Origin of the sequence: Chitinophaga sp. Ak27 (assembly GCF_012726295.1) — a bacterium.
In the GTDB taxonomy this organism is placed as follows: Bacteria; Bacteroidota; Bacteroidia; order Chitinophagales; family Chitinophagaceae; genus Chitinophaga.
This window is the reverse complement of record NZ_JABAOB010000003.1, coordinates 183,598-210,151: the sequence shown is the minus strand read 5'-3', so window position 1 is coordinate 210,151 and position 26,554 is coordinate 183,598. Positions and strand designations below refer to the sequence as shown.

20 protein-coding genes are annotated in these 26,554 nt (G+C 46.6%); 5 read left to right on the top strand and 15 right to left on the bottom strand.

Features of this window, described 5'->3' with window-relative positions; genetic code table 11:
* Nucleotides 1–92 precede the first annotated feature (92 nt).
* On the top strand, nt 93–1,883 hold the full coding sequence (locus tag HGH90_RS12325; protein ID WP_169191215.1) for a DUF885 domain-containing protein: 1,791 nt from the start codon (nt 93–95) through the stop codon (nt 1,881–1,883).
* A gap of 70 nt (nt 1,884–1,953) precedes the next feature.
* On the opposite strand, the gene HGH90_RS12320 is transcribed toward HGH90_RS12325, so the two are convergent.
* Both HGH90_RS12320 and HGH90_RS12315 read right to left on the bottom strand, forming a co-directional pair.
* Nucleotides 1,954–2,955, bottom strand: coding sequence for a c-type cytochrome (locus HGH90_RS12320; RefSeq protein WP_168761733.1), 1,002 nt, complete (start codon nt 2,953–2,955; stop codon nt 1,954–1,956).
* Between the two features lie 31 nt (nt 2,956–2,986).
* Entirely contained in the window at nt 2,987–4,105 is a 1,119-nt protein-coding gene (locus HGH90_RS12315; protein ID WP_169191214.1) for an aryl-sulfate sulfotransferase, read from the bottom strand.
* Nucleotides 4,106–4,278: 173 nt separating this feature from the next.
* On the opposite strand from HGH90_RS12315, the gene HGH90_RS12310 reads away from it, so the two are divergent.
* The gene (locus HGH90_RS12310) at nt 4,279–7,005 is read left to right on the top strand and encodes a PHB depolymerase family esterase (protein ID WP_169191213.1); all 2,727 of its coding nucleotides are present in this window, start codon (nt 4,279–4,281) and stop codon (nt 7,003–7,005) included.
* Between the two features lie 107 nt (nt 7,006–7,112).
* Here HGH90_RS12310 and HGH90_RS12305 read toward each other — a convergent pair whose 3' ends face one another.
* The 5 genes from HGH90_RS12305 to HGH90_RS12285 all read right to left on the bottom strand — a co-directional run bounded on the left by HGH90_RS12305 (nt 7,113) and on the right by HGH90_RS12285 (nt 14,748).
* Nucleotides 7,113–8,753 carry a RagB/SusD family nutrient uptake outer membrane protein gene (locus HGH90_RS12305; protein ID WP_169191212.1) on the bottom strand — a complete coding sequence of 547 codons (1,641 nt, stop codon included), beginning with the start codon at nt 8,751–8,753 and terminating at the stop codon, nt 7,113–7,115.
* Between the two features lie 20 nt (nt 8,754–8,773).
* Entirely contained in the window at nt 8,774–12,028 is a 3,255-nt protein-coding gene (locus tag HGH90_RS12300) for a TonB-dependent receptor (protein WP_169191211.1), read from the bottom strand.
* Between the two features lie 220 nt (nt 12,029–12,248).
* Complete coding sequence (locus tag HGH90_RS12295) at nt 12,249–13,454, bottom strand: FecR family protein (protein WP_168761728.1); 1,206 nt, start codon at nt 13,452–13,454, stop codon at nt 12,249–12,251.
* Between the two features lie 107 nt (nt 13,455–13,561).
* Nucleotides 13,562–14,200 (bottom strand): RNA polymerase sigma factor, encoded by a 639-nt coding sequence (locus HGH90_RS12290; protein ID WP_169191210.1) that lies wholly within the window; start codon nt 14,198–14,200, stop codon nt 13,562–13,564.
* Between the two features lie 89 nt (nt 14,201–14,289).
* Nucleotides 14,290–14,748: a YhcH/YjgK/YiaL family protein gene (locus tag HGH90_RS12285; protein ID WP_169191209.1), complete on the bottom strand. Its 459-nt coding sequence runs from the start codon at nt 14,746–14,748 to the stop codon at nt 14,290–14,292.
* A gap of 373 nt (nt 14,749–15,121) precedes the next feature.
* On the opposite strand from HGH90_RS12285, the gene HGH90_RS12280 reads away from it, so the two are divergent.
* Nucleotides 15,122–15,478 carry an MmcQ/YjbR family DNA-binding protein gene (locus tag HGH90_RS12280; protein WP_168761725.1) on the top strand — a complete coding sequence of 119 codons (357 nt, stop codon included), beginning with the start codon at nt 15,122–15,124 and terminating at the stop codon, nt 15,476–15,478.
* Here HGH90_RS12280 and HGH90_RS12275 read toward each other — a convergent pair whose 3' ends face one another.
* From HGH90_RS12275 to HGH90_RS12250, 6 genes are all read right to left on the bottom strand, one after another.
* A complete protein-coding gene (locus HGH90_RS12275) occupies nt 15,479–16,261 on the bottom strand; it encodes a sulfite exporter TauE/SafE family protein (protein ID WP_168761724.1) in 783 nt (260 codons plus the stop codon).
* A 292-nt stretch (nt 16,262–16,553) separates the two neighbouring features.
* Nucleotides 16,554–17,891 carry a Gfo/Idh/MocA family protein gene (locus HGH90_RS12270; protein ID WP_169191208.1) on the bottom strand — a complete coding sequence of 446 codons (1,338 nt, stop codon included), beginning with the start codon at nt 17,889–17,891 and terminating at the stop codon, nt 16,554–16,556.
* A gap of 108 nt (nt 17,892–17,999) precedes the next feature.
* Nucleotides 18,000–18,605, bottom strand: coding sequence for a DUF6992 family protein (locus tag HGH90_RS12265; RefSeq protein WP_169191207.1), 606 nt, complete (start codon nt 18,603–18,605; stop codon nt 18,000–18,002).
* Between the two features lie 6 nt (nt 18,606–18,611).
* Nucleotides 18,612–19,979, bottom strand: coding sequence for an alkaline phosphatase family protein (locus tag HGH90_RS12260; RefSeq protein ID WP_169191206.1), 1,368 nt, complete (start codon nt 19,977–19,979; stop codon nt 18,612–18,614).
* An 83-nt stretch (nt 19,980–20,062) separates the two neighbouring features.
* Nucleotides 20,063–21,271, bottom strand: coding sequence for a metabolite traffic protein EboE (gene eboE / locus HGH90_RS12255; RefSeq protein WP_168761720.1), 1,209 nt, complete (start codon nt 21,269–21,271; stop codon nt 20,063–20,065).
* Nucleotides 21,271–22,425 carry a 3-dehydroquinate synthase gene (locus tag HGH90_RS12250; protein ID WP_168761719.1) on the bottom strand — a complete coding sequence of 385 codons (1,155 nt, stop codon included), beginning with the start codon at nt 22,423–22,425 and terminating at the stop codon, nt 21,271–21,273. The genes eboE and HGH90_RS12250 overlap by 1 nt, the downstream gene beginning before the upstream one ends.
* 622 nt (nt 22,426–23,047) lie before the next feature.
* Between HGH90_RS12250 and HGH90_RS12245 the strand changes: the two genes are divergently transcribed.
* Nucleotides 23,048–23,917, top strand: coding sequence for a sensor histidine kinase (locus tag HGH90_RS12245; protein WP_169191205.1), 870 nt, complete (start codon nt 23,048–23,050; stop codon nt 23,915–23,917).
* Nucleotides 23,918–23,927: 10 nt separating this feature from the next.
* On the top strand, nt 23,928–24,566 hold the full coding sequence (locus tag HGH90_RS12240) for a response regulator (protein WP_168761717.1): 639 nt from the start codon (nt 23,928–23,930) through the stop codon (nt 24,564–24,566).
* A 9-nt stretch (nt 24,567–24,575) separates the two neighbouring features.
* Here the strand turns inward: HGH90_RS12240 and eboC are convergent, their stop codons facing one another.
* Together eboC and HGH90_RS12230 are read right to left on the bottom strand one after the other, a co-directional pair.
* A complete protein-coding gene (gene eboC, locus HGH90_RS12235) occupies nt 24,576–25,496 on the bottom strand; it encodes a UbiA-like protein EboC (protein WP_317166141.1) in 921 nt (306 codons plus the stop codon).
* 53 nt (nt 25,497–25,549) lie between these two features.
* On the bottom strand, nt 25,550–26,536 hold the full coding sequence (locus HGH90_RS12230; RefSeq protein ID WP_168738876.1) for a TatD family hydrolase: 987 nt from the start codon (nt 26,534–26,536) through the stop codon (nt 25,550–25,552).
* Nucleotides 26,537–26,554: the final 18 nt, after the last annotated feature.

Here is a 26,554-nt window from a genome sequence, read left to right as displayed (position 1 = left end):
TGTTCACTGTTCTAAATAAGCTTTCCGATTCTTCGGAAAGCTTTTTTCTTTGGATAAAACGGTAAATTACTGCTTATTCACAACCCATTCACATGATCAAGTTACAACAACCGCGTTACCTGTTGATCGCAGCCTCGCTTTTTGCGGGCGCCTGTCAATCGCCCGGGAATCATAGCAACCCTGCAGCCACAGCCGATTCCCTTCACCACCTGGCCAGTCGTTACTATGCCGAAAACATGGCACTCAATCCTTTACAAGCCACCCAAAATGGCGAAAATCAATACAACGACCAGTTGCCGATAGATATCAGTGAAAGCTATCGCGCTAAAGCCGATTCGTTTTTCGCCAGCTACCAGCAAGCCATCAAAGGGATTGATACCAGCCTCCTCTCCGGCAACGACCGTATCACCTACGATATGTTGCGAAGAGAGTTCAACATCAACCGGGAAGGGCTTACCTTTCATGACTACCTGATGCCGGTACAACAGTTTACCTGTTTGCCACTCACCCTCACCCAGCTGGCTGGCGGCACCTCGGCTCAGCCATTCAAAACAGAAAAAGATTATCGCAACTTCATGCATCGTATGGAACGCTTTGCGATATGGACCGATACCGCTATTGCCAATATGCGCCGCGGCATGGCCTCCGGCTATGTATTGCCCAAAAGCCTGGTGGTGAAAGTGATTCCACAGGTGACCGACCTGGCCAAAAAAGACCCGGCTAATAACGTATACTACGCCCCGCTGAAAATGATCCCCGACTCGCTCGGCACTGAAGTGAAATCACAGCTGATAAAGGATTATACAGCAACTATTGAAAAATATATACTGCCCTCCTTCGCTAAACTACAGGCTTTCCTACAGAACGAATACCTGCCCCAGGCGCGCAGCAGCAGCGGTATCAGCGGTATACCAGATGGTAAAGCTTATTACGCCTACCTCGTTAAAACCTGGACCACTACCGACCTCACCCCTGAAGCTATCTTCAACCTGGGTGAAAAAGAAGTAACCCGCATCAGGGGCGAAATGGAGACAGTGAAAAACAGCACCGGCTTCCAGGGCGACTTACCGGCATTTTTTGCCTCCGTTCGTACGGATAAAAAACTACGCATATTTAAAACGCCCGCGGCTATTCTCGATTCATTCAAAGCCATCGAAAATAAAATCATGCCCAGCGTTAAAAAGATGTACGGTCATCTCCCTAAAACACCATTCGAAATCCGGCAAACCGAAGCCTACCGGGCCGCCTCCGCATCGGCAGAATATATGCAGGGCAGTGCCGACGGCACCCGCCCCGGCGTATTTTATGTGCCCATTCTCGATGCTACCCAGTTTTCTTACACCGGCATGGAATGCCTCTTCCTGCATGAAGCTATTCCTGGACACCATTTCCAGATCTCCCTGCAACAGGAAAATGACTCCCTGCCGAAGTTCCGCCGCTTTTCCTGGATTGGCGCCTATGGCGAAGGATATGCACTCTATTGCGAAAGCCTGGGTAAAGAACTGGGACTGTATACCGACCCCTATATGTACTTTGGCCGGCTGACCGATGAAATACATCGCGCTATTCGTTTAGTCGTTGACGTTGGTTTGCATACCAAAGGCTGGACCCGCGAACAAGCCATCAAATACATGATGGATAACGAACCGCTATCCGAACAGGAAGCTACTGCTGAAATTGAGCGCTATATGGCCATTCCGGCACAGGCACTTTCCTATAAAATCGGGGAACTGAAAATACGTGAGCTACGCAATAAATATACCACTGCCCTGGGCAGTAAATTCAGCCTGTCTTCTTTCCACGATGAGTTACTGAAAGATGGTTGTGTACCACTTTCTGTACTGGAACAGAAAATGGCCCGCTGGGCAGCTGCACAAAAATAATCCGGGTTAACTACTGGTATAAAAAAGGTTGTTCCAGATGATGGAACAACCTTTTTGCTTACATAGGGCTTCAATAACTGGCTTTCATGCCCTTCGCCTTCCAATAATCAACTACCGGTTGATAAGGGCCAAACTTATGCTGGGCAACGGAAAAAGTATCAGCAAAAGGACCCTTATCATAGTCCAATGCTTTTTCTTCCATATGCGGGTAATCAAAGCTTTTTATATCGGGGCGCTGATGACGGCTGTCGTCGTTTACAAAAGCCGCGATATCCATAGCTTCGGCATCGCTGAGGAAAGGCTTATCCCAGGTAGCCTTATCATATGGCATGTTGGCTTTCAACCATTGTGCTTGTTTAATAATGCGGTGCATACTGGAACCCGGCTGATAGCCATATTTTCCCCATAGGGGCGGATAGGTATAGGTAACCTGGTCGGCGCGTAATTGTCCCTCTCCTTCTTTACCATGACAACGGGAACAATGTTGCTCATACAGCAACGCACCATGCTCCGGGTTAGCCGCTATATCAGGTAAAGTCACCGACAGGTTTTTCTGACCTTTAAAAGGTTGGTCTTTCGGCACAAAGCTATTGATCCACCTGAAGTATGACAGGAATGCTACCATCTCTTTGCTGTCGAGCGGCAACGGCCGGCCGTTATGCGGACGGGTAACGCAGTTATTCACCCTTTCTGCCAGGGTCAATACTTTCCCTTCACGGGCGCGGTACTGGGGATAGTCTTCGTGCGACAACATGAGGTTAAAAGAAAAAGGCTTGGTACCACCCTGCTGGTGACAGTTGGTACAATTCATTTTATTGCCAAGATACTTACCATTGATACCTTCCGGCCCTATGTAATAGGCCGTATTGTACATCAGCTGCTGTCCATATTTTACTTCCTCTCCAAACTTATCCTTAGGGATAGCCGTGCTATCCACTTGTAACAACGCAGTGGTTACCACCGGTGTTTTCTCTTTTTCTTTTTCCTGCACCTTGGTCTGGCAGGAATAAAATACGGTGGCGGCAGTAGCCAGCAGGAAACCACCGGTAACGATACTTAGTGAACTCTTCATAATAGGCCAGGTATTTATCTTCCAAAAAATACTATAAATCAGGCAGGACTTCCTTAGGAATGAATTCCGCCCGGTAAGGAATAAAGGTGCAACGCAGCTGCCACAGCGGCGTACCATGCCGGTCGGTCAGCAAAACTGTATTACGTTTGGAGCAACATTGCAATAGGTTGTCCTTATCCACCAGGTAAGCGCTTCCCATACGATCATTAAACAAATAACCTGGTAAAGGAGAACGGATACTTGCAGTGGCGGTTTTATTTTGCTCATCCAGGTGAAAACTAAGTGTTTGTGACCGTTGGCTGGATACGCCGTTATCAAACAACATCAGGTCATTTTCGCTATTGATATGCACCGCATGCCCCATATCAAAAGCAGCCGAATCGGGATAGCTAAAATCGCCCCCACGGCCAAACTTCCAGATCACGTGACCTGTGCGGGCGTCCAGCTTCCAGATTTGTCCGTTGTTGTAAAAGGAAATGAGATAGTTGCCGTCTTTATCGTAACTAAGACTATTGGCATGCATCCAGTCAGTACGCGTATGCAGTATAGCCGTATCCGTTAGTGGACTTAACGCATCAAACACCGTCCATTCCCACAGCTTATGACCTCTGCGGTCCAGCACGAGAATCCCATCGCTTTTAACGGTATCGCGGGCGCTGCCACCGGCGGAGCTGAGATCAACCACCTTTTCCACAGTACTTAACAGTACGATGTTATTATCAGGATTTAACAGCACTTCATGGTGTGCATTGGCGGTAAAGTCCCCCTGTCCTTTGCGCAGGTTTAACAGGGTATCGCCCTCCAGCGATATTTCCAATATCTGATTACCATAACTGGTAGCATATTCTTTACCACCCAGGATACAGAGAAATGTTTTATTAGCCGTAAAATGTGCGGTTTTAAAACCGGTACCTTTTACCTGGTGGAACCATACCACCCGTCCTCTGCTGTTAAGGAGAAATAAAGCTCCCGGATCGTCGCGCTGACTCAACAGCACATAACCATCCCGGAAACGGGATGATAACTTTGCCGGTTGCATACTATCTATACTAAATGCTTCCTGTACCCAATAGGGCAAGGATTTGGTGGTTGGTTGGCGACAAGCGCAGAGGATAATTAATAAAATTAAAAGCCAGTGGCGTAAACTCATTAGGTTGATAATTAGTAAAAATTCATTGTTCTGTGATATAAAAACTCCCTGGTATGAGATCAGGATTAGTATCAGTAGTAAATTATATTTCCACTTCGTGAAACCTTGACAATTGGAATAATTGTGTGTAATTTAAAACTCTATTCTCTAAGATCAAAATCATAACCCACAAAATGATAACCCTACGAAAGCGCCCCGGCAGGCAGCAGCCTATACCCTTGTACTTTCCGCGCAAGTATGCCAGCCTTTTGCCGCTCCTGGCAGCCTTATTTACCGCTTGCGCCAACACTTCGGAGGTTCCCAATATCCAGTTGCCGGCAGTTGAAAAATTCAACAGTGAAGTGAATGTTGGCCGCATGATATTGTTTGGCCCATTTACAAGCGATACAGGATCATTACATCATATTGATACCGATGAGTTTATCCAATATGGACTCCGGGAAGAGGAAATCAATTTTGATAACATTTCCCGGTTAAGGGATAGAGCAGGGAAAAAGAGTTTCCTGTATCAAACACCGCACTCTTATGTGGATGGCGTAGATCTGTTTACAGCGCTCCCTCATGCCAACTGCTATGGCGTATTTTCCGTGAACAGCCCTATAGATCAGGATATTGCGTTTCTCCTGGGTAGCGATGACGGGATGAAGATATGGGTAAATCAAAAGTTATGCTTTCGCGTAAATGATGCAAGGTCTATGCAGCGAAACACTAACATTATTACTGTACACCTGCAAAAAGGGCTCAACTTTGTTTTGCTGAAGTGTAATAATGGCGGAGGATATTGGGCCTTCTACCTCAACATGAGCCGCATCGATTATGCCGCAGAATTTTATCAGCATAAATTCGGATACGATTTTTTGGAACACTGCCTGCTGGGCGCAAACGATAGTTTAAAAGTAAACCTGAATCCTTGCTTCACACCGCTGTGCGATTCAACCGTCTTACAGGTTTTCAATCCGGCAGGGAAAGAAATGCTCTCCACCAAACTACCCCGTGGAGCGAATTGGCAAATCCCATTACCCCATCTTGATAAAGGATCCTATAAATGTAAAATACTGGTACCAGGAGACACCCTGAGCGAAATATTCATGATAGGCAACTACCATGATGTGTATGATGCCGACTCTATTAAATTATCGACTGGCAGGCCCAGCGGCGACTTCCTGGTGAATACCCAAACACTTTTTTCCAGGTTCCGGTACCTGAAAAGTTTTGGAACCCGGTACGGATGCGATGACCAATTATACCGAAAAATTGCAACTACCTTATTTGACATAGCCGGTATTGTAAATAACGCCCAGTTCTCCAACATTCCAGGAAGGCATCTGCGTGGTTATATTTCAAAGGTAGATGGAGGTACTGAAAACTATATGGTCTATGTTCCCGGTACTTACCGCAAAAACGTTCCCATCCCGTTGGTGATGGTGATTCCATGGGTAGGCCAAAAAGTACCCTTCATCCAGAGCCCCCATGTAGCCTATTTAGATAAAATAGATGCGCTGACAAGGCTTGCAGATAAATTTGGATATGCTATCCTGTGGCCTGCTGCAAGGATCTTTGAAAGATATAATCTAAACCCGATTGTTTCCACCAGCATTTTCCAGGCAATGAATAAAGTTGGTGAAGACTATAACATCGATTCACATCGCGTGTACCTGTATGGCGTTTGTTCGGGCGGCATGTTTGCCATGCTGCTGGCTAACAGGTTTCCGGAATATTTTGCAGCCATTGGCGTAGAAGGTCCGGAACTTAACTATACCAAAAGCAAAACGATGCTGGCTCCCAGCTCCGACCTGTTCCGCTATCCAACAGAATGGGTAAAGGAAAACAACTTGCTCCAAATGATTAATAACTATCAGCATATCCCCTTATATATTGCTCATGCGCCAGCAGACCATAAATCTGACTATGCTATTTCAAAAACAATATACCATCAGGCGAAAAAACAGGAATTTAATATCATATTGGATAGTGTAGAAAATATTACCAAAACACCCAGCCTGGATCTATACCCTGATGCACTCCTCCTCCGAAAGATGTTTGTCTTTTTTAAGGATAAAGTAACTACAACACCGCTATCCATCAACTTTTCCACCTTTCAGTTAAAGTATAACCGGGCTTACTGGATGACCATTGATCAGATGGATACACTGCATACGCTGGCAAATATCCGGGCAGTCTTTAACAATAACAACCAGCTTAAGATAACAACGAAGAATATACGCAGGTATTCGATCAACTTAACACAATTACCCGGACTTCAGCGAAACAAAAAGTTATTGGTGATTACCAACAACGACACCACTTACTTTAACATCGCTCCACAGGCAGATGCCCTCCACTTATCCATTGATAAACAACAGCAGCCGGAACTCTTTGAAAAAAATCACGACGTAGAAGGTCCCATCAACGATATCTTTAAAGACAATTTCCTGTTGGTAACCGGCGATACCGGCACCAAAGAAGAAAGATTGGCCAACCAAACGATGGTGAATAAATTCATTCAAAACTGGCAGGAAAACAACTTCAACACTTGCCCTGTTAAAACCGCTGCAGCTGTGAGTAACGGGGATATTGCCCGTAGTAACCTGATACTTATCGGCAACCCCACTACCAATTCTTTCATTAGGCGCCTGGTATCCAAACTTCCCCTAAAAATTAGTGCCAACGCTTTGGATATTGGCTCCCGGCATATTGACGGCAATTCTTTAGGATATACACTTATCTATCCTAATCCTTTAAATCCTAAAAAATATATCCTGCTGCTTGGGTCCAACAACTCGTCTATAGTGCATATGGTGCCCGACTTACAGTATACCGGGTGGTATGATTATGAAGTAAAAAATGTAATCAGTGAGGCGATCCTGATAAAAGGCTATTTCGATGAATACTGGAAGTAGCGGTGTACCTCAATAATAAGAAAGCATCGCGCCGACCGGCACGATGCTTTCTTATTATTGAGGTACATACCATCGGTCCCTTTTTACCAAGGGCCCGATAGCGAATATTATTTCCAAAGATCGTTCTGTGTTGCCTTAGGATTTGATTTCAGTTCGCTGGCTGGTATTGGGAAAACATAGTGTTTTGCCTGGAATACGTTGGCGCCCTGTTTCTGCCTGGTCTTTAAAATTGCAGATAAGGTACCTGCAGATTTATTCCATCTTCTCAGGTCATATACGCGGTTCTGCTCAAAGAATAACTCCAGTAATTTCTGGTGATCAATTTCAGCAAGCAGTTGATCCTTACCTGGCAAATCTGCTACCGTCTTATCTTTCAGACCAGCTCGCTGGCGAATCCGGTTGATATCAGTAAGCGCTTTGCCATTGTTGCCATTTTGGGCAGCCGCTTCTGCACGCAGCAACAATACCTCTGCAAAGCGCAATACGCGGTAATTGGCGGTAGAAGGAGTAGGTCCCCAGTAGTTATCAGCATTGGCCACATTACGCCAGGCGCTGGTTCCTTTTTTAATCAGGAAACGGCCATGGGTAACAGTATCCAGCTGTGTATCCGGGTACAGGCGCACTGTTTTTGACAGGGCAGAGTTCCACAGTTGTTCAAAAGTTTTACCATCATACCAGGTAGTATCACTTTCACCGAGGGAGGAACGTTTCCACATCAGGGAAGCGTACATCCTTTTATCGAACTTGGTGTCGGAACCGGCAGGACGGGTTTCTTTCAGGAACTCATTCACCAGGTAATTGGATGGTACATATTTAAACCATCCACCACCTGCGGGAGGTCCAATGAACTGTGGCAGGTAGTTATACATCGGTGAGTTGGGTGTTTCCGTATTCCAGGCACCGTATTGATCACCAATAGGAGCAAAGGTCCATTCAAAAACGGATTCTACGTTGTACTCATTCTTATCGGTGAAGTTATCTTCGTAATTGGCCACGAGGTCGTAGTTATACGGCGCTTTGGTAAGTATGTCGAAAGTAGCTTCGGCCTTGGTATAATCTTCGGTGAACATGTATGCCTTACCGAGGTAAGCTACGGCTGCGCCGCTGGTTACCCTTCCCTGTTCTTTGGGATCACGTGTAACCGGGAGTCCGGGGATCGCATCAGAGAAATCGGCTATCACCTGTTTCCATACATCTGCTTTGGAACTGCAAGGAGTATCATAACCATCTGTTGTTTCCAATGGCGTAGTTCTCACGGGTACACCGCCCCAGTTGGAAGCCAGCAGATAGTAAGACAAGCCGCGGAGGAACTTCGCTTCTGCGATATAAAGGGTCTTTTTATTAGCATCCATGTTTACGCCGCCAATCTTGGCTATCAGCAGGTTGGAACGATGAATACACTGATAGAGGCTACCGAAAATGCTGCTCAGGTCACCATTGTTTTCATCGTTAGCAAAAGTAGCTACTGCCCAGGTACCTGGTTCCTCTCCCGGCAGGGTAAACACATCATCGCCCAGTGCATTGATATCCTGAATACCGAGGAAAGAACCCCAGTAGCCGTAGAGCGAAGAACGCAGCGGACTATAGGTAGCTGCCAGTGCCTGGCTTACACTGGATTCGTCTTTCCAGAAAGTAGCATCTGTGATTTTGTTGGGATCTGTTTGTTTAAGGAAGTTTTTCTCGTTACATCCCGCTGCAGTAGCCAATACCAAAGCGAGTGCTCCTATATATTTAAATGATTTCTTCATGTTGCAAAGCCATTAAACGATTAAAAAGTAAGATTCAATCCAACCAGTACTGTGCGGGATAGTGGATATACATCCCAGGAGTTGTCCATACCTCTTGACAGTGCAGCTCCGCCGATATCCGGGTTGTAGCCTTTGTACTTAGTAATAGTAAACAGGTTTTCGCCGGAAGCATATACTCTTACTTTGTCGATACCCCATCTGTTCATCAGTGATTTAGGAATATTGTATCCCAGTTCTACGCGTTTGAGACGCAGGTAGGAACCGTCTTCCAGCCATCTGTCGCTGTTATCGCGGTTGTTGTTATTTGGATCGGATAAAGTAAAACGAGGGAAGTTAGAATGATTTTCAGGCGTCCAGGCATTTAATACATCGGTAGAAAAGTTAGTCACCTCATTCATCTTTTCCATCCACTTTCTGCGGGCATTGTAAATTTTATTGCCGGTTACCGCTTCCAGGAACAGGCCCAGGTCGAAGCCTCTCCAATTGAGGTTCGCGGACAGGCCCATATTCACTTTAGGGAAAGGGCTACCCAGGTATTGCTCATCCTGGTTATCGATGATACCATCATTGTTATAATCTACATAACGGATATCGCCAGGTTGTGCATTAGGTTGGATGGGAGTACCATTTTTGCTATGTGCAGCCACTTCTTCTTTAGAGTTGAAGATGCCATCCGTTTTTACCAGGAAGAAGGCGCCAATAGGATATCCTACTTTTGCCCTGGAAATTCCGCCAAATTCCTGGCGGCCGGAGCCCACGCTGATAGCCGTCATTTTATTGGCGGTATGGGAGATATTAAAACCAAGACGGTAACCTACTTCACCTGCTCTGTCGTTGTATTCCAGGGACAGATCAAACCCTTTGTTCTGGATTTCACCGGCATTGAGGGTAGGCGAACCTGTTTTACCTACAGATGGTGGGAATGGTACGCTCAGCAATACACCCGTTGTTTTCTTGTTGAATACATCGAAAATTACAAACAGCTTATTATTGAGAAAACCTGCATCCACGCCTACGTTGGTGATTTTGGTTTCTTCCCATGACAGGTCTATTGGTGAAGCATAGGCGCTGGCAGTAGCACCAGGCCATAATACACCGCCCTGTACATAGTTAAGACCACTGGTAATACTATTTTGCGTGAGATAGTTACCAATTTCCTGGTTACCCAATCCACCCCAGCTACCACGCAGTTTAAAGGTATTGATCACGTTGGTGAGGGAAGAGAAGAATTGCTCATTATGCAGGTTCCAGCCCAATGATACGGAAGGGAAAGAACCATATTGGTAACCCTGTGCAAAGCGGGAAGAACCATCTCTTCTGATGGAGGCGGAAAACAGGTACCGGGAATCGTAGGAGTAAGTGACCCGGCCAAAACGGGAAACCAAACTACTGCTATTTGCATCTCCCCCATTCTTCTGAGATCCGGCCAGTCCTGCATCCATGGTATAGGTACCTATCGGCAAATCGTTGCGGGAGGCACTAAACCCGGAATAGATATTTTTCTGGGCACTATAACCCAGCAATACATCAAAATTATGTTTGCCCAGCTTTTTATTGTAGTTCAGCGTATTTTCCACTAACCAGGAATTGGCAGTACCAGTGGATTGTGACAGGTCCGGTAACGGATTAGCAGAGTTGCCATCGTCAAAGACGCCAGTATAAACGCGACCATCTGTCTGAGTCTGGGTTAAGCCCACATTGAATTTATATTTCAAGCCTTCTATCAGCTTTACTTCGGCAAAAGCATTGGCAAGAATGGAAAGTTCTTTTGACGTATTTTCTATGTTTTCAAGACGTGCTACAGGATTCGACAAATTCTTCATGAATGTGGGCCTTCTTCCGTATCCACCCAGCGGTTGGGTAGGATCATATACAGGTACGGTAGCCGGCATCATGAGGGAGCTACCAACGATACTGTGCACCTGGTCGCCACCGCCGGGATTGGTAAGGGTATTGCCTCTTTTAATCATAACGGTTTCGCCTACCCTGAACCTGCCTTTATCGTACTCGGTTTTTATCCTGAAGTTAGCTGCATTATAATTGGTGTGGATAATAGTACCGTCTTCTTTCAGGTAGCCACCGGATAAGTCGTAGGTAAAGTTCTGGGAACCACCGCTGAAGTTCACGTTGGTGCGGGTGAGCAGGCCCTGTCTGAAGATCGCATCCTGCCAGTTGGTGTTCACGCCGGCATAAGCGGGGATACCGGTTACATATTTGCTCATCAGGTCAGTCCACTGCTGGCCATTGAGTAAATCCATTCTCTTAGGTATAGATTGAACACCGAACCAGGTATCAATGCTCAGTTTGGGGGCAGTTTCCTTGCGACCACCTTTGGTAGTGATGATCACTACGCCGTTGGCTGCGCGGGAGCCGTAGATACTGGCGGTAGCTGCGTCTTTCAGGATTTCGATAGATTCTACATCATTGGGGCTTACACCATCGATATTGCTTACAAACACGCCGTCTACAATATAGAGGGGGGTATTGTTACCCAAGGTGCTCATACCACGGATGGTAATGATCATGCCGGCACCGGGGGCACCGCTGGAAGATTCTACTGAAACGCCGGCGACACGGCCCTGGATCGCAGAACTGATATTTTTGGATACATTGGCGCTGATGTTGCTTACTCTTACAGAAGATACGGCGCCGGTAACATCTTTTCTTTTCTGGGTTCCATAACCTACTACTACCAGTTCTTCTGTTTGTACCGCCTTGGGTTTCAGGGCAATATCCAGCTGACCCGCAGCGGTCACCGTCTTTTCCACCGGCTCATACCCGATATAGGTGACTACCAGCACACCGCCATTGTCGGGCAGTTGCAGGGTATAGTTACCTTTACCATCGGAGCTGACGCCTTTAGTGGTGCCTTTCAGCTTTACGGAAGCGCCGCTGAGTGGTTCGTGGGTGGTGGCATCTGTGATTTTACCGAACACGGAGATATTAGCTACCGGCGGGATCACTTCCTCCGTTTGCGGGGTAGGTTTTACAGAAAGAATGATGGTGTTGTCGACGATGCTGTAATTGAGCTTCTTATTGAGCAAACACTTGCCCAATACATACTCCAGATCAGCCTGCACCACTGCCACAGATACCTTGTCGGTCTGTTCCAGCATTTCTGTATTATAAAAGAAGGTATACCCGGTTTGTTTCCGGATTTCCTTAAACACCTTAGACAGCGACACGTTGCGCATGTTAAGGGTTAGTTTTTGCGAGTAACCGGTTGCACTTACCTGCATAGCCAGTACCAGCAGCAAAAAAGCAGCTAGTTTCATAACTTTCAGCATTTGCGCGAACACCGAATTTCCGGGGTGTTTGCCAACATGTCTAAATAGCATAGATTTGTTAAGTTTTAGGTGAGCGTTGCTGTTTAGGTCAAATAAGCGTGTAAGCGCCCGCCAAACAATCCGACCGGGAACGTTGCCGCGTTTCCGGTTTTTTGTTTGTTGCATTATTACACGACGATCTTGGTTGTTACATCCTTAAATTGTGCTATTATTTTACTTCAACGATGATTTGTTTTCCTTCAATGTTAAATTGTACCCCGGCAGTTTTTAAAATTTGTAATGCCTGGGATAACGTGGCCTGTTTACGTATTGACCCGGTATAATGCTTATCCGGTACCGGCCCGGTAAATTTTACATTCACATCGTACCAGCGCGACAGCTGTCTCATAACGGATGCTAAATCATCATCATCAAATTCGAACGTTCCCATTTTCCATGATATCGCTTTATCTATATCTGCTTCGCTGACCTGGAGTTGCTGGTTGTTTTTGGTGAGTACTGCCTGTTCTGATGGCTGGAGCAATACACTGTTACCATTTTGCTGGTTTACTTTTACTTTTCCGCTTACCAGCGTGGTGTTTACTGTTTTTTCGTCGTCGTAGGCCATTACATTAAAGACGGTGCCCAATACTGCTATCTTCAGCCCATTATTTAATTGAATATGAAAGGGTTGCGTTGCATTGGCTGCTACTTCAAAGTAGGCTTCTCCTGTGAGCACCACGGTTCTGTCGGCGCCTGTAAACCGGGTAGGAAAGCGAAGGGAAGAAGCGGCGTTCAGCCATACTTTTGACCCATCGGGCAATACCAGCTGGTATTCGCCGCCACGGGGGGTCGACAGGGTATTGAAAGTGACCTTGTCGCCGGAAGTACCGGATACATCGTATACGAGCTTTCCGTTGTTATTGCCGATCCGGGTACCATCTTTTTCCTTCAGTCCCTGTTCCTTCAGGGAGTCGAGCAACACGGCAGTACCGTCTCCCAGTACCAGGCTGGCTTTGGCACCTCCCGGCAGCACATCATTTTGTGCGATGGCGGCAGACTTGGAGGCAGCCGTTTTTTTACCACTGTAGTAAAACCACGCTGCGCTTCCTGCTGCCAGCAATAAAATGGCTGCAGCAGCGCGCCAGCGGGTCATATAACGGATGGAAGAGTTAGGAGCCGCCTTGGAGGCAGTAGTGTCGATATGCTGTTGCAACAGGGTCCTGAACTTGTTCACTTCTACATCTAACTTCCCCTGTTGCCCATTGATAATAGCAAACATCCTGCATGCCCGGTCAAACACGGGGCGTTTGTCCGGGTTTTCGGAGATCCATTTTTCCCAATATGCTACATCGTTTTCATTAATCCCGATGCAGAAACGAAGGAAAGAATCATCCAACAGAAAGTCTTCGGCAACATTAAATTGATGGTTCATTGTTACTGTTAGTAATAACTAGTGTAAGAAATGGTGATTTATTCCCAAGAAAAAGCCAACTTTTTTTTAATTTTTTTTTGAGAGAGAAAAGAACACGGGGAAAAAGGCTATTTACTAAGCAGCCAGAGCAAAATCACCAGGAAGGAAAGTTCTGCTGACAGGCATTTCAGGGCGCTGCCCAGGGTATTATAGGCGGTTTTGGTACTAATGCCGGTACGTTGGCTCACTTCCTCCATGCTAAGGCCATCGAAGTATCGGAGCTGAATCAGTTCTTTTTGCCGGGGCGTGAGTGCTGCCATGGCGCGCCTGATTTTTTGCTTTATTTCATCGGAGGTCTGGATGGCCACAATACATTCTTCATACGATAATTCATGTGGGGTAGCCGTATCTGACCAGGCGCCGGCCGCCTCGGTTGTTTTTTTACTATGGCGGATATCTGCAAAAATGCGACGGCGCAACCAAGTGAGTAAATAGGATTTTACATTGGCCACTTCCGGCTGCCGATAGCGCTGATCCCAGATTTCGAGAAACAGGTCATTAATGGCATCTTTCGTAATTTCTATATCACCACAGATGCGGATGCCGTAATTAACCAGGTAAAAATACAACCGCTCATATAGCAGTACCAGCGCTTCCTGCTGGCTATCCCTTATACGACTCCACAGCAACGCATTCGCAGCCGCATCGGCTGCCGGCAAATCGGCTGGAATTTGTTCCGGAGATGGTGTTGGTCGATCACTGTTCATCGGTCACTGCTATTTCATAAGTGGAAAACGAGGTCGTGTGCATTACGGGCATCCTGAACACCGCCGACCAGGATACCGGCATCAATATACTATAAGTTAACGGCTATCTTCACTACTACTTTTTTCACCGGTGAAGGTGTACTTACCTTGATATTAGGCATATGTAAATCTGTAGGGAAAAAAATAGCAAACATGCCTTTCTCCAACCTGGAGAAAAACATAGGATCTTCCGCAAACAACTGGTAGTCTGCCGCCTCATCATATGCTTTGGAAGGCTGCTGATCTTTCAGGAAGTCGTGCCCTATCAGCTCCGACCCAGATACCATGTACTGGACATCGATATATTGCTTGTGCGATTCCATCTGTTCAGTTGCCGTATCTACGGTATCGTATTCATTGACGATCGCGAAAATATTGCTGCCATCTATCTCATATTTTCCTTTCTCAAGTGCCGCCAGATCTGTTTGTGCCAGGAATTCAAAAGCCTTGATAAATTTAACGCCTAAACGGTAATAAAGCGGTGCATTCGACAGTAAGTCCAGTATCATGTGCTGTAAAAGGTATTAATCCAGGAGGCAAGATACTTTTTTTCTTTCTCAAAGCACAAAGGCTAAGGCCTAAGGGAATTTAACACCGGCTCCCGGGGCAATTAAATTTTGATTAATAAATCATGGATAACTGGTACTGAATGCAGTATGAGAAGCAGTTCCGGTATTCCCAGCAACCACGGCAATACTTTTTAACACCGTATTTTGCGTTTTATTTCCTATTTTTATAAAAGCAATTTCAATCACTATTTACAGCTTAGTTGTTATGTTAACCACGCATACGTCATATTTTAATATGTTAATGCGTGCTTTGTTATCGGTATTAGTCGTTCTAAAAAAACGGCTTTAAATAATATTCTTAAAACCTGCTGTTATGTTTGATCACACCCTGGATTTGTGCCGGTCTCTCCCGGCGGTCATCACTGAAAAAAAGTGGGACAACGAGCTGCGCTTTTACGTAGGCGAGAAATTATTTTGTATGCTTTCCCTCGACCCTCCTCACCGGGTGTCGTTTAAGTGCAGTCAATCGCAGTTTCATCAGTTAATATCCCGGCCGGGAATAGTGCCTGCACCTCATCTGGCGCGGTATCATTGGGTACAATTAAACCAGGAAGACCTGCTATCGGAATCTGAGCTGGAAACCTTCCTGCAGAATGCATATGAGCTGATTGTAAATTCGCTGCCTCCCTTCGAGCAGGAAGCTATTCATAAAATAAAGGCCCACGCCTGATTATTTCCAGATAGTAAAGAAGATGTCGTATACGCCGAATACGACCAGGGTAAGTGCAAATAATTTTTCGAGTACCGGTGTTTTCATTTTCACTGCCGTTTTCGCCCCCAGGTAAGAAGCAGGAAATGCGGTGAGCGACAATAACAATGCAATATTCCAGTCTATATGCCCCAGGCACCAATGCGTAATCGCGCCGGGTATCGACAATACCGCCGACAATACCACTGCGCAAGCCAGCGCCTGCTTAATAGGCATCTTCAATTGCTTTATAAAAAAAGAGCTGAATAATACTCCGCCGGCATTGGCCAGCAGGCCTGATAAGAAGCCTATAAATAACGCGGCGGCGATCAGTTTACCTCCCGGTACTTCCCCACTTTCCAGGCGGTTTTCGTTAACCGGTTTTTCCCGTAAAAAAGAATAGAGCAACGACAAGCCGGTAATCATGATAAAGAGGGCGGTCATGATCATCAGCGACTTTCCCGGCAAATAACTACTCAGCCAGGACCCCAAAATGGTGGCGGGAACGCCGAAAGCAGCGCCCAGCAAGATTACCCGGCGGTTAAATAACTTCTCTTTACTATAAACTGCGGTAGCCGATAAAGTGCTGGTAATGGATGCCGGTAATGGAGATGCCAGCGCAAAGAAGGGGTTTACCCCGGCAAATATCTGCAAAGCGGGTGTGCTGATAGCACTGCCTCCTTTACCCAATAAACCGGATAAATAACCTACTATTAAGCCTATCAGTAATACTGGCAGGTACTGAGATTGTTGTAAAAGCTCCATGCGATCATCCCCTCCGGGGAAATATACCAGGTTGGTGGTGGTTGGTTATAAAAATTACAGGTAATCAAAATTAGGGGAACCGCATTCCACAAACAAATAAAGTCGATAACTAAAAGTTATGGGGGATAACAACTTATTATATTTATTGCTAGTCTATAAACCTAATAGGAGAAAGGATTTCGAGATATGTAAAGATAGGAATTCTGAGCAAAGTTGTTAGCCGCCGGAGATATTTTTTTTTCAAATCCGGCTTTTCCTCTTTTCTCAGAATTCCTCTTTATAAAAACGGTATTTACACTTTGGGCGCCCAACCTTTTTCGTAGGTTCTTTCCCACATCTGCATAGCGGCATTATCATTCAGGATATGACCGTTGGCAGGATCGGTATGCAATATGCGTCCGCTGCGTTGTGCAATATTGCCCAGCAAACAAAGCAGGGTACTGCGATAGCCGATATTGATCTCGGAATTCAGGGTGGCATTGCCTCGTATACTTTCGAGGAAATTGTTAATATGCACGGCATCATAAAATTCGCCTGCGGGACTTACTGTGTTGGTGACGCTCTGGTTAGGGTTAGCAGATTGTTTCACCTCTTTAATTACCTTCCCTTTAGGATCGATCAGTTTGTAGTTGTCGCCCCCTGAATTATACAGGCTTCCATTTTCACCAAACAGGGCGAATCCGCGACCGGCTGCTTCCAGTTCAAAAGGGCTGCAGCTACGGCCTTCCCAGGTAATGGCCTTATTCCCTTCAAATTCGAATTGCAGCACTTGTGTATCTGGCGTTTCCCAATCATCTGGCGGATAGGCATAACGTCCGCCGGCAGATGTTACCTTGATGGGAAATTCCACGTCCATAAACCAGCGCAGGCAGTCGAGTTCATGGGTAGCATTATTGCAGGTTTCGGAGGTGCCCCAGTTCCACCGCCAATGCCAGTTATAGTGAACGATGTTATCCAGGTAATCGCGGCGGGGAGCGGGTCCCTGCCATAAGTCCCAGTCCAGTGTAGCCGGTACTGGTATCTTCTTACCAATACCGATAGGTGCGCGGTTATTCACATACCATCCTTTTCCATAGTATACCTTTCCCAGCACTTTTTGTTCTTTTACTTCCTTTACCGCCTGTTGCAGGTTGGGCCAAGAACGGCGCTGGTTGCCCATTTGCACCAGCCGGTTGTATTTTCTGGCGGCTGCGGTAAGGAGTTCTCCTTCATGGGGATTGTGGGCACAGGGTTTTTCCACATATACATGCTTACCTGCTGCTGTAGCCATGATAGCCGCTGGCGCATGCCAGTGATCGGGTGTAGCCACAAACAGTGCGTCAAAATCCTTTCGTTCCAGCAGTTTGCGGATATCCTTGATGACGGTAGGCTGCCGCTGCTGGGCGCGCCCAATGGCTTTGAGGCCTTTGGCAATGGCGCCGTCTTCCACATCACAGATATAGCCGATTTCCGCACCAGGTAATTTGGCTGCGCACTGGGCCAGCCAGTTTCCTCTCGAATTAACGCCCATTACGCCCAGCACCAACTTATTGCTGGGGGCATTTTTCCCGAAAACAGGAAAATTGAGAATAGTTAGCCCTGCTCCTAATCCAGCCATGGTGCCGGTTTTAAGAAAATCTCTTCTTTTCATAACGTTGCTGTTATTTACGCGTTTTAATTAGTAGTATTTAAAAAATACAATCGGTTGCATAAATATAGAATAATAAATTTCCCAGCCATTTATTTTGTGATGAACGTATTAGAAGGTGAGACTGGCGCTGATGCGGCCAGGGGCAAAGGATAGCTGCATACCATCAAATTTTTTATTGAGGGCCTTGCCATGGCGGTGATGGATACTAAGGTTTACGATGTCATACAACAACAGGAACCCTCCCTGTAACAGGATAGAAGAGCCGTAACCCTTCCAGCGGTCCTGCTCTTTCCCGGTTTGGTTTTTCCCATATTCCCGGGCGTACAATCCCCCCATAATGTAGGCCAGATCAAGGGCGCCATTGACGAGGTAAATCTTTTCAATCTTATTTTGCTCGCGGATACTGCCTTGCATATTATAGCTGGCGGGATTGAGTTTGCGGTTGCCAAAGTAGCCCGCAGCGGCTATGCCTAGGTTCACGGCATTCCAGATAACATTCATCTGGTGGAAATATTTAGCTTCTCCACCGGTTTGGCCCATCCCAACCAATCCCGTGGCGATATTGGCCACCGACCATCCTCCCAGCACAACCATGGCCGTTTTGGTGGTATGAATACGCTCCCGGTTAAACGATTCCAGCCAGGCGGTATCCTGCGCCAGCAAGTTTACTGACAAGAGCAGCATAATAATCAGGGCACAACCATATTTATACATAAGTGATTATTTACCGGTCAATTGGTTCCATATCACGTCATATACGTCAATTGCCTGTAATTGGGATTTGGAAGCCGGTTCGGGGCTGATCACTACCGGGTGGTGAGCCGGATTTTCTTCCAGCCTGCCGTGAGAGCCCTTAATCAACGTAGCATCCAGTGGAATAACGTTCATCAGGTAACGGAAGCCCAGTTTCTTCTTCAACAGTTTGCCCGCCGCTTTCAGTTTAATGAACGGATCTGCGGGATCCATAAACATTTCTACCGGATCATACCCTGGTTTTCGGAAGATTTCGACCAATCGGGCGAAATCCGGCGCCTTTTTATCATCCATCCAGTAATAATAAGTAAACCAGCTGTTAGCATCTGCTACCGCCACCAGGTCGCCCGCACGGGCATGACTCAGGTGGTGTTGCCGTTTACCCTCCCGGTCCAGTACCAGTTGTACGCCGGGTACATTTTCCAGGATATTACGCACTTGTTTATAACAGGAAGGATCGTTGATATAAATATGTGCGATCTGGTGATCTGCCACCGCAAAAGCTTTGGAAGCCCCTGCGTCCAGCAGCTCCAGGCCATTTTCCACCCGCAGGGCTAGCAGTCCCTGTTCCCGGAGAATCCTGTTGAGATGAACAGGGTTATTGACATTAGTGATCCCGTATTCAGATAATACAATCGGATCACAGTTTTGTTGCTGGTAATAGGTAATCAGCTGCTTTACTACCCCGTCAATTTCACTCAGCTCTTTTGCGTTGCGCACCGGGTCTTGTCCGAATTTCTGCAAACAGTAGTCCAGGTGAGGCAGGTATACGAAGGTGAGGGTTGGGTTATATAGTTTATCGGTCAGTATGGTGGCATCTGCGATCCACTGACTGGATTTAATGCTGGCAGTGGGGCCCCAGTAATTAAACAGCGGAAATTTACCGAGTTGTTCGGTCAGGTAGTCCCGGAGCGTAGCGGGAGTAGTATAACAATCGGGTACTTTGCGGCCGTCTGACAGATAGTTTGGGCGCGGTGTGAGGGAATAATCTACGTTGGCGTACATGTTGTACCACCAGCACATTTGTGAACAGGTAAAGGAAGGATCCAGTTTACGGGCGCGGTCCCATATTTTTGGGGCATCCACCAGTTTATTGGATTGTTTCCAGAATTTCACTTCTGCATCTGTTCTGTCGTACCAGCCGTTGCCTACAATACCATGTTCACTGGGCCATTGGCCGGTAAGATAGGTGCTTTGTACCGACGTGGTAACCGCCGGTAACATCGGCATCACCGTGGCCAGGTGCCGCTGCTGTGTGTAAGCCTTTATAAAAGGCAGGTGCTCCAGCAAAGAAGAGGAGAGCCCTACTACATCGATAACTACTGTCTTTCTCATAAATACGATCGCCGTTACAATTCCGGTATAAAGCTATAATTCAGGTGGCAGAAAAGCAAGTTTTTAGCGGGTTCCTGCCGTTGTTACGCCTGTGCTTTGATCCAGCTGAGCTCCCTCGAAACCGACAGCGACATTTCCTGTTTTAATTCAGGAGGCAGCACATCCCAAGTGTATGTTTCTACTTCCAGGTGTGCAGTAAACGGTTGTTGCCGTTGCAACGCCAGTACCTGTTTTATATCTTCCTGTGTAGATTGCAGAATGCCGAATTGATCGAGGAATACCGGTACATGAAAATGAGAGCGCCATTCTGTTACTTCCGGGTTTTCCTCATCTGCCAGGGCTTGTGGCAAATCGGGATAATGGATAAAGTTACCATCTTTTTTCCGGGCAATCACCTGGTGCAGGTACACCGGCTCATTGAACCGGCGAAACGCATCAGTTACTTCTTTCCTCGCGGCCAGATCTGCCGGCATATCGGCTTTCAAGGCCGCACTGATCTGCAGCTTGCCTACTTTCAGGCCATAGTGGTGAAGTCTTTCCAGCACCCGCTTCGGCGCCTCATATACCAGTGCAAAATGACAAACGTCGTAGCACAACTGGATATGGGCTTTAATGATGTCTGCTGCTTCCTGATCATCCACGTCGAACTTCTCTTTAATAAACGGAATACCTGCGGGTAACAGCTCTTCAAAATACCAGCTGATATATTCACTGGTATTTTCCATCAGTCCATCTGGCTCCGGCTCCACGTCGAGGTGCAGCAGCGGGCCCCCGCTGCGGTGAATGCGTACCAGTTGTTCCAGTACCAACAACATATTTAACGTAGCGCTTTCGGTGAAGGAATTCTTTTCTTCTTCACAACGATTGCACCAGAACTTATAAGTGAGTGGGTTGGTAGATACGCCTCCTTCCATGCCGGCGGGTAGTAAGGCCGCCAATATGCGGAAGAGGCGAATGGTATAGGCTACACGGTCGGCGCTGGTCCAGTCGGGCGCATGTACCTGGTCTTTTACCACTACGTTATGAAATCCGCCATAGGGGAATCCATTCATCGTAAATACATAGCAATCATTTTCCTTCAACCATTGTTGAAATGTTTTCAGGTGTTCTTCCTTGCTGAGTTCCAGGCTGGCGGTATTGGCCAGTCGCAGCCCAATGCCGAAGGGCTGATCCGGGGATACCTGTTGCTTGATAGCAGGTATAAATTTTTTCAGTTGCGTAAAGTGATCGCCCCAGCTTTCGCCGGGATGAATGTTTGTACAGTAGGTAAGATGGCCAATCGCTGTTTTCATCACTGATTATTTTTGCAGATATCCACTGCCTGGTATAACAAATCAAGGTTCATCTGGTGCACTTCTTCTCCTTTGCCAATAGCGCGAAGCAGGGAAATGGTTAAACGTCCTCCCAGGTGTTCACGGAATTCTTCCAGTCCTGCTATTACGGGAGAATCTTTATCCCCCTGCTTTTCCAATAGCGGATGCCATACCGGCAGGTGCATATTTTTCAATACCATTAAAATACGCAGCATATCCTGTTCAGACAACCATCCTAACAAGAACGAATATACGCTGTCTATTGCGATACCGATAGACACGGCTTCTCCATGGCGCAGCTCAAAATTAGTGAGCTGTTCCAGTTTATGAGCGCTCCAGTGACCGAAGTCCAGCGGGCGGGAAGAACCGCTTTCAAATGGATCTCCGGCGCCGCCAATATGTTGTATGTGTAATTCCGCACAACGATAAATTAATTCCTGCATAGCGGGCATATCGCCGGCAGTCATCGCAACGGCGGTTGCTTCTATCCGTTCAAAGAAAGCCGCATCCTTGATAAGCGCCACCTTCACTGCTTCTACCATACCGGAGCACCAATCACGCGCATCGAGGGTAGTTAAAAATACGGGATCATTAAACACTGCCGCCGGCGGTGCAAAGGAGCCGAGGAAATTTTTCTTGCCTTTATAATTAACACCGTTCTTTACGCCCACACCGGAATCATTTTGTGATAACACGGTGGTAGGGATCCTGATATGTTTTACCCCGCGATGGGAAATTGCAGCTGCAAATCCCACCATATCCAGGACGGAACCGCCGCCAATGCCAATCACATAGGAGTGACGGTCAATACCATATTTGTCGATGGCATCTACCAGGCTGAAAAGCAAGGGCAGGTCGTTCTTCACTGACTCGCCGCCTGCTAGTGTAATAATTTCCGGAGCCAGCTGAAAGCCTTTTACCTGCCGGAAATATTGTTGGATTTGTTCGGTTAGCTGTGGGTGATGTGCCGCTACACCCCCATCGAGCACTACAAGCAATTTCTTCACATAAGCATCCTCTGCTTTCGACTCCAGGAAAGCCGCTAAACAGTTATTGGCAGAATCGAATAAATGACTGCTAAAGAACACTCCGTAAGAAAAGTTGACATTGAAATTTTGTTGAATATATTCCATGGCTTAATCCGCATCATCTAACTTAAAAAAACTATAGCCTTTAAAAGTACATAGAAAATGTGATTTTTTACAAAGAATAAGGCTCCGGGAGCGGAGCCTATTTTCTGGGGGTTAGCCTGTAGAATCATTTATCGGAGCACAAAGGAATCTTTTTTCCGTGGAGCCACAGACGGTAAAAACCATTATTTTATAAATTGCGTAGTTCTACTGACATAAACCGTTTGTCTACAAACCCTTTACCACAAACAGTTTCATGGCATCATCATTTGTCATTGGTCCACAAACGCATCCACTCATCCCATTGCCTATTGTGTATTAAAACAGAAATATTGACCTTTATGCCGCTGTAGAAATGACGCTTCCTACACAGTGGAAGAAAAATATTGTTTGACCAAAAAATGAGGCATTGTTTGCCTGGTAGTTAACCCTGTAACATCGGTTGTTTTTCACATCTTTTGTTGCATACTGAGCAGCTGTCACGCACTGGAGTGGCCGGAGATAGCTATGCTATTACCTGCCGGGCTTATTCATTGTATTTGTTGACCTACGGACATGGCATTATTAATCATAGTAACCTGGTGGTTGCCAAAGTACATCTGAGATGTTGAGAATATTATTTCTTATGAGTGTTTTTATCTTGTGGCCAGACCAGGCATTGATGTCGCAGTCATTGCCGTGGAAGCATTCTATGGCTGACGGTAATATGTGGACAGCCATTTTCCTCACCAATCTGCTGGTATGGCTCATTCTATCTTTTGTAGTATGGAAGAAATCGAGCCAACAGCAACATATAGCGGCGGAGCTATTGCAAAGGCTGGAGCTGGAAAAAACCAGGCAGGTGCTGCAAGCCCTGATGCAGGGAGAAGAGAAAGAACGCACCCGCTTATCCAAAGACCTGCACGACGGGGTTGGGGGGCTACTATCCGCTGTAAAAATGCATTTTCGCGCCTTGCAATCAGACCTTTCCCTGCAACATGAAAAAGGATTTAATCATGCTATGCGCATGCTGGACGACGCCATAGGAGAAGTGCGGAAAACAGCGCATAATATGACACCGGAAATCCTTGCCAGTAAAGGTCTCCCAGCTGCATTGGAATTTTTCTGCCGTAATGTGAGCCATTCACGGAAACTGCAAATCAGCTTTTTTACGTCTGGTGAGCTACCCCGGTTTCATAATAACTTCGAATTATCCGTATACCGTATTGTACAGGAACTGGTGAATAACATTATCAAGCATGCCTATGCTACTACGGCACTGGTACAAATCACCCAACACGATGGATATGTGAGCATTACAGTAGAAGACAATGGCATTGGTTTTAAGAATATTCCTTCAGCACATACCGGTATTGGATTGAGCAGCCTGGAAGAAAGAGTCAGGTCGTTAAACGGACAGCTCACTATTACCGCCTCTCCGGGCTGCGGCACTACTGCGTACATGGAATTCAACGTAGGGGTGATACAACCTATGGAAATGCAGTTTTTATTTTAATTCATGTTATATGTCGATCAAAGTAGCTATAACGGACGACCACCTGTTGGTCATTAACGGAATAAAGGCAATGCTGGCGCCTTATAGTCAGGTACAGGTGGTATATGAAAGTCATGTTTCTACCACGCTGATGACAGCCTTGCCTGTTGTACAACCGGATGTATTACTGCTCGATATCCAGATGCCCGACATAGACGGAATGGAGCTATGCAAGCAGGTGCGAAAAAGCCATCCGGGCATTAAAGTGATTGCGCTCAGCAGCTTTATGGAATCACATTACGTAAAGCAAATGCTTCGCAATGGCGCCATGGGCTATCTCTTAAAGAATACAGATCCGGATAAGCTGATCACCGCTATAGAAACCGTATATGCCGGAGATCAGTTCCTGGATGATATTATCCGTCGCCAGTTGCTGGATGAAATGCTCACCGGTCAAAAGCGGTCGGGGTATGATATCCCGCTCACACGTCGCGAAGAAGAAATACTGAAACTGATTGCGGAAGAATATTCCAACCAGGAAATAGCAGCAGCCTTGTTTATCAGTTTACGTACGGTAGAAACGCACCGGTTGAATCTTACACAGAAGCTGGCCGTAAGGAATACAGCGGGACTGGTAAAAGAAGCGCTCAAGCGCGGTATTGTTGAATAACGGATGTTGTCAGGTAACAGCAAACATTTTACCCAATACCATAGAAACAGGTAAGAGCAGCAGTACCACCAATGCAAACGACAGTGTATCGAAGGCGGCTACCCATGCGGCATTCATGGCAATCAAAGCAATGATCCCCCCCTTTACGGCTTTGCCAATATTAGGGCCGATCGGGTTTTTCATCGCTCTGAAAAGTGGTATATTAATCATACAGGCGAAGAGAATGATAAAGGGAAGGGCTGTCCAGATGTGGTGATGTAAAAAGGCCAATACGGCCATGGCTACATATACTGCGGCATAGCAGAAGGCGGTGAGGCGCAGGCTTTTAACGCTGCCACCGTGTACTTCTCCCCTGCTGATATTGGTCACAGCTGCAATGTAGGCAATGGGAATAAATCCCATCCACCACCAGGAAGCCAGTGCATCAGGTACGATACTGATACCCAATAGTAGATTGAGTCCGCGGCAAAGGCCCATATTAAAGGGGCCGAGGAAGTGATGATGTTTTCCCCATTTATCGTAGACAAGGGCGCTGGTAGCTACTCCTATCGCCAGCCATCCGGGGAAGCCGGTAAGGCCTCCTACCGAGAATGCCGCCAGAATTCCTACCAACAGCAGGTAGCTGCCCAGTATAACGGCCTGACTCTTAGCGATTAACCCGCTGGGGATGGGCCGTTCTGGTCGTTCTACACTATCCAGGCTGGCATCAAATACATCATTAAATACTACGCCACCACCATATAATCCAATGGTGGCCAGGCAAAGGCATATTACGGGCAATATGCCATCGAGCGTAACATTGCTGGGTGAAACATTTATACAATAGCCTGAAATAGCTACCCCGGCCAGTATGTCTGCGATAGCAGTAACGATATTGGCAGGTCGCATCAGGCGCAGGTATCCTACTAATTTGCTAACAATATAACTCACCGTGTACTCAGGTTTTCATGGTTCATTGCCAGCAGGAACAAAGCTGCCAGACATTACCGGATGATGGTTGTGTTTTTATCGATTCGAGGTTGCTGGCCACCGCGCAATACGGAGCTACCATTAAACTTCTCACTTTGATCCACATTTTTTGTGTTGTCAAAGTCAGCTTCGTCAATTTGCCCGCTCTGTGCAAAGGCTTTTACAGCATTGGTGTAAGTTACCAAATGAATATCATTCATGTCAATACCACTTTCGTGCATTAAAGCGGCGGTTTTGGGAACGGCTAGCGGATCGCTGATACCCCAGTCGGCAGCGGAATTGACCATAATACGTTCACTTCCATACTGTTTTACTACGGCTACCATGCGTTCATTCCCCATTTTGGTGAAGGGATAGATGGTAAATGCAGCCCAGAAGCCACGATCCAGCACTTCTTTCACAGTTTCCTCGTTGTTATGATCTACAATGATCATGTGAGGCTCCAGTCCATGTTCCAGTGCGATATCCATACTTCTTTGGGTACCTTTTTTCTTATCACGGTGGGGAGTGTGTATTTGTACGGGTAAGCCGGCTTCTTTAGCCAGTTCGAGCTGGGCGCGGTAATATTTTTCTTCCAGGGGAGTCTGGTCGTCGAAACCGATTTCGCCCACGCCTACTACGCCTTCTTTATAAATAAACTGGGGCAGGATTTCCATTACGGCTTCCGCCAGTTTTTCATTGTTGGCTTCTTTGGAATTAAGCCCGATAGTACAGTAGTGCTTAATACCAAACTGGGAAGCGCGGAAACGCTCCCATCCCAGCAGGCTGCTGAAATAGTCGCGGAAAGTATCGACACCGGTACGGGGCTGTCCGAGCCAGAAGGCCGGTTCAATGATGGCTACCACGCCGGCATCTGCCATGGCCTGGTAATCGTCGGTGGTACGGGCGGTCATATGTACATGCGGATCAAAGAAGCGCATGCCTTTTATTTTATTAAGATAAGCGGGTGTATAGGTAAGTGGTTGGAGATCTTTCTCTGTTAAATCATGAATGCCACACATATCAAATCAATTTAGTGA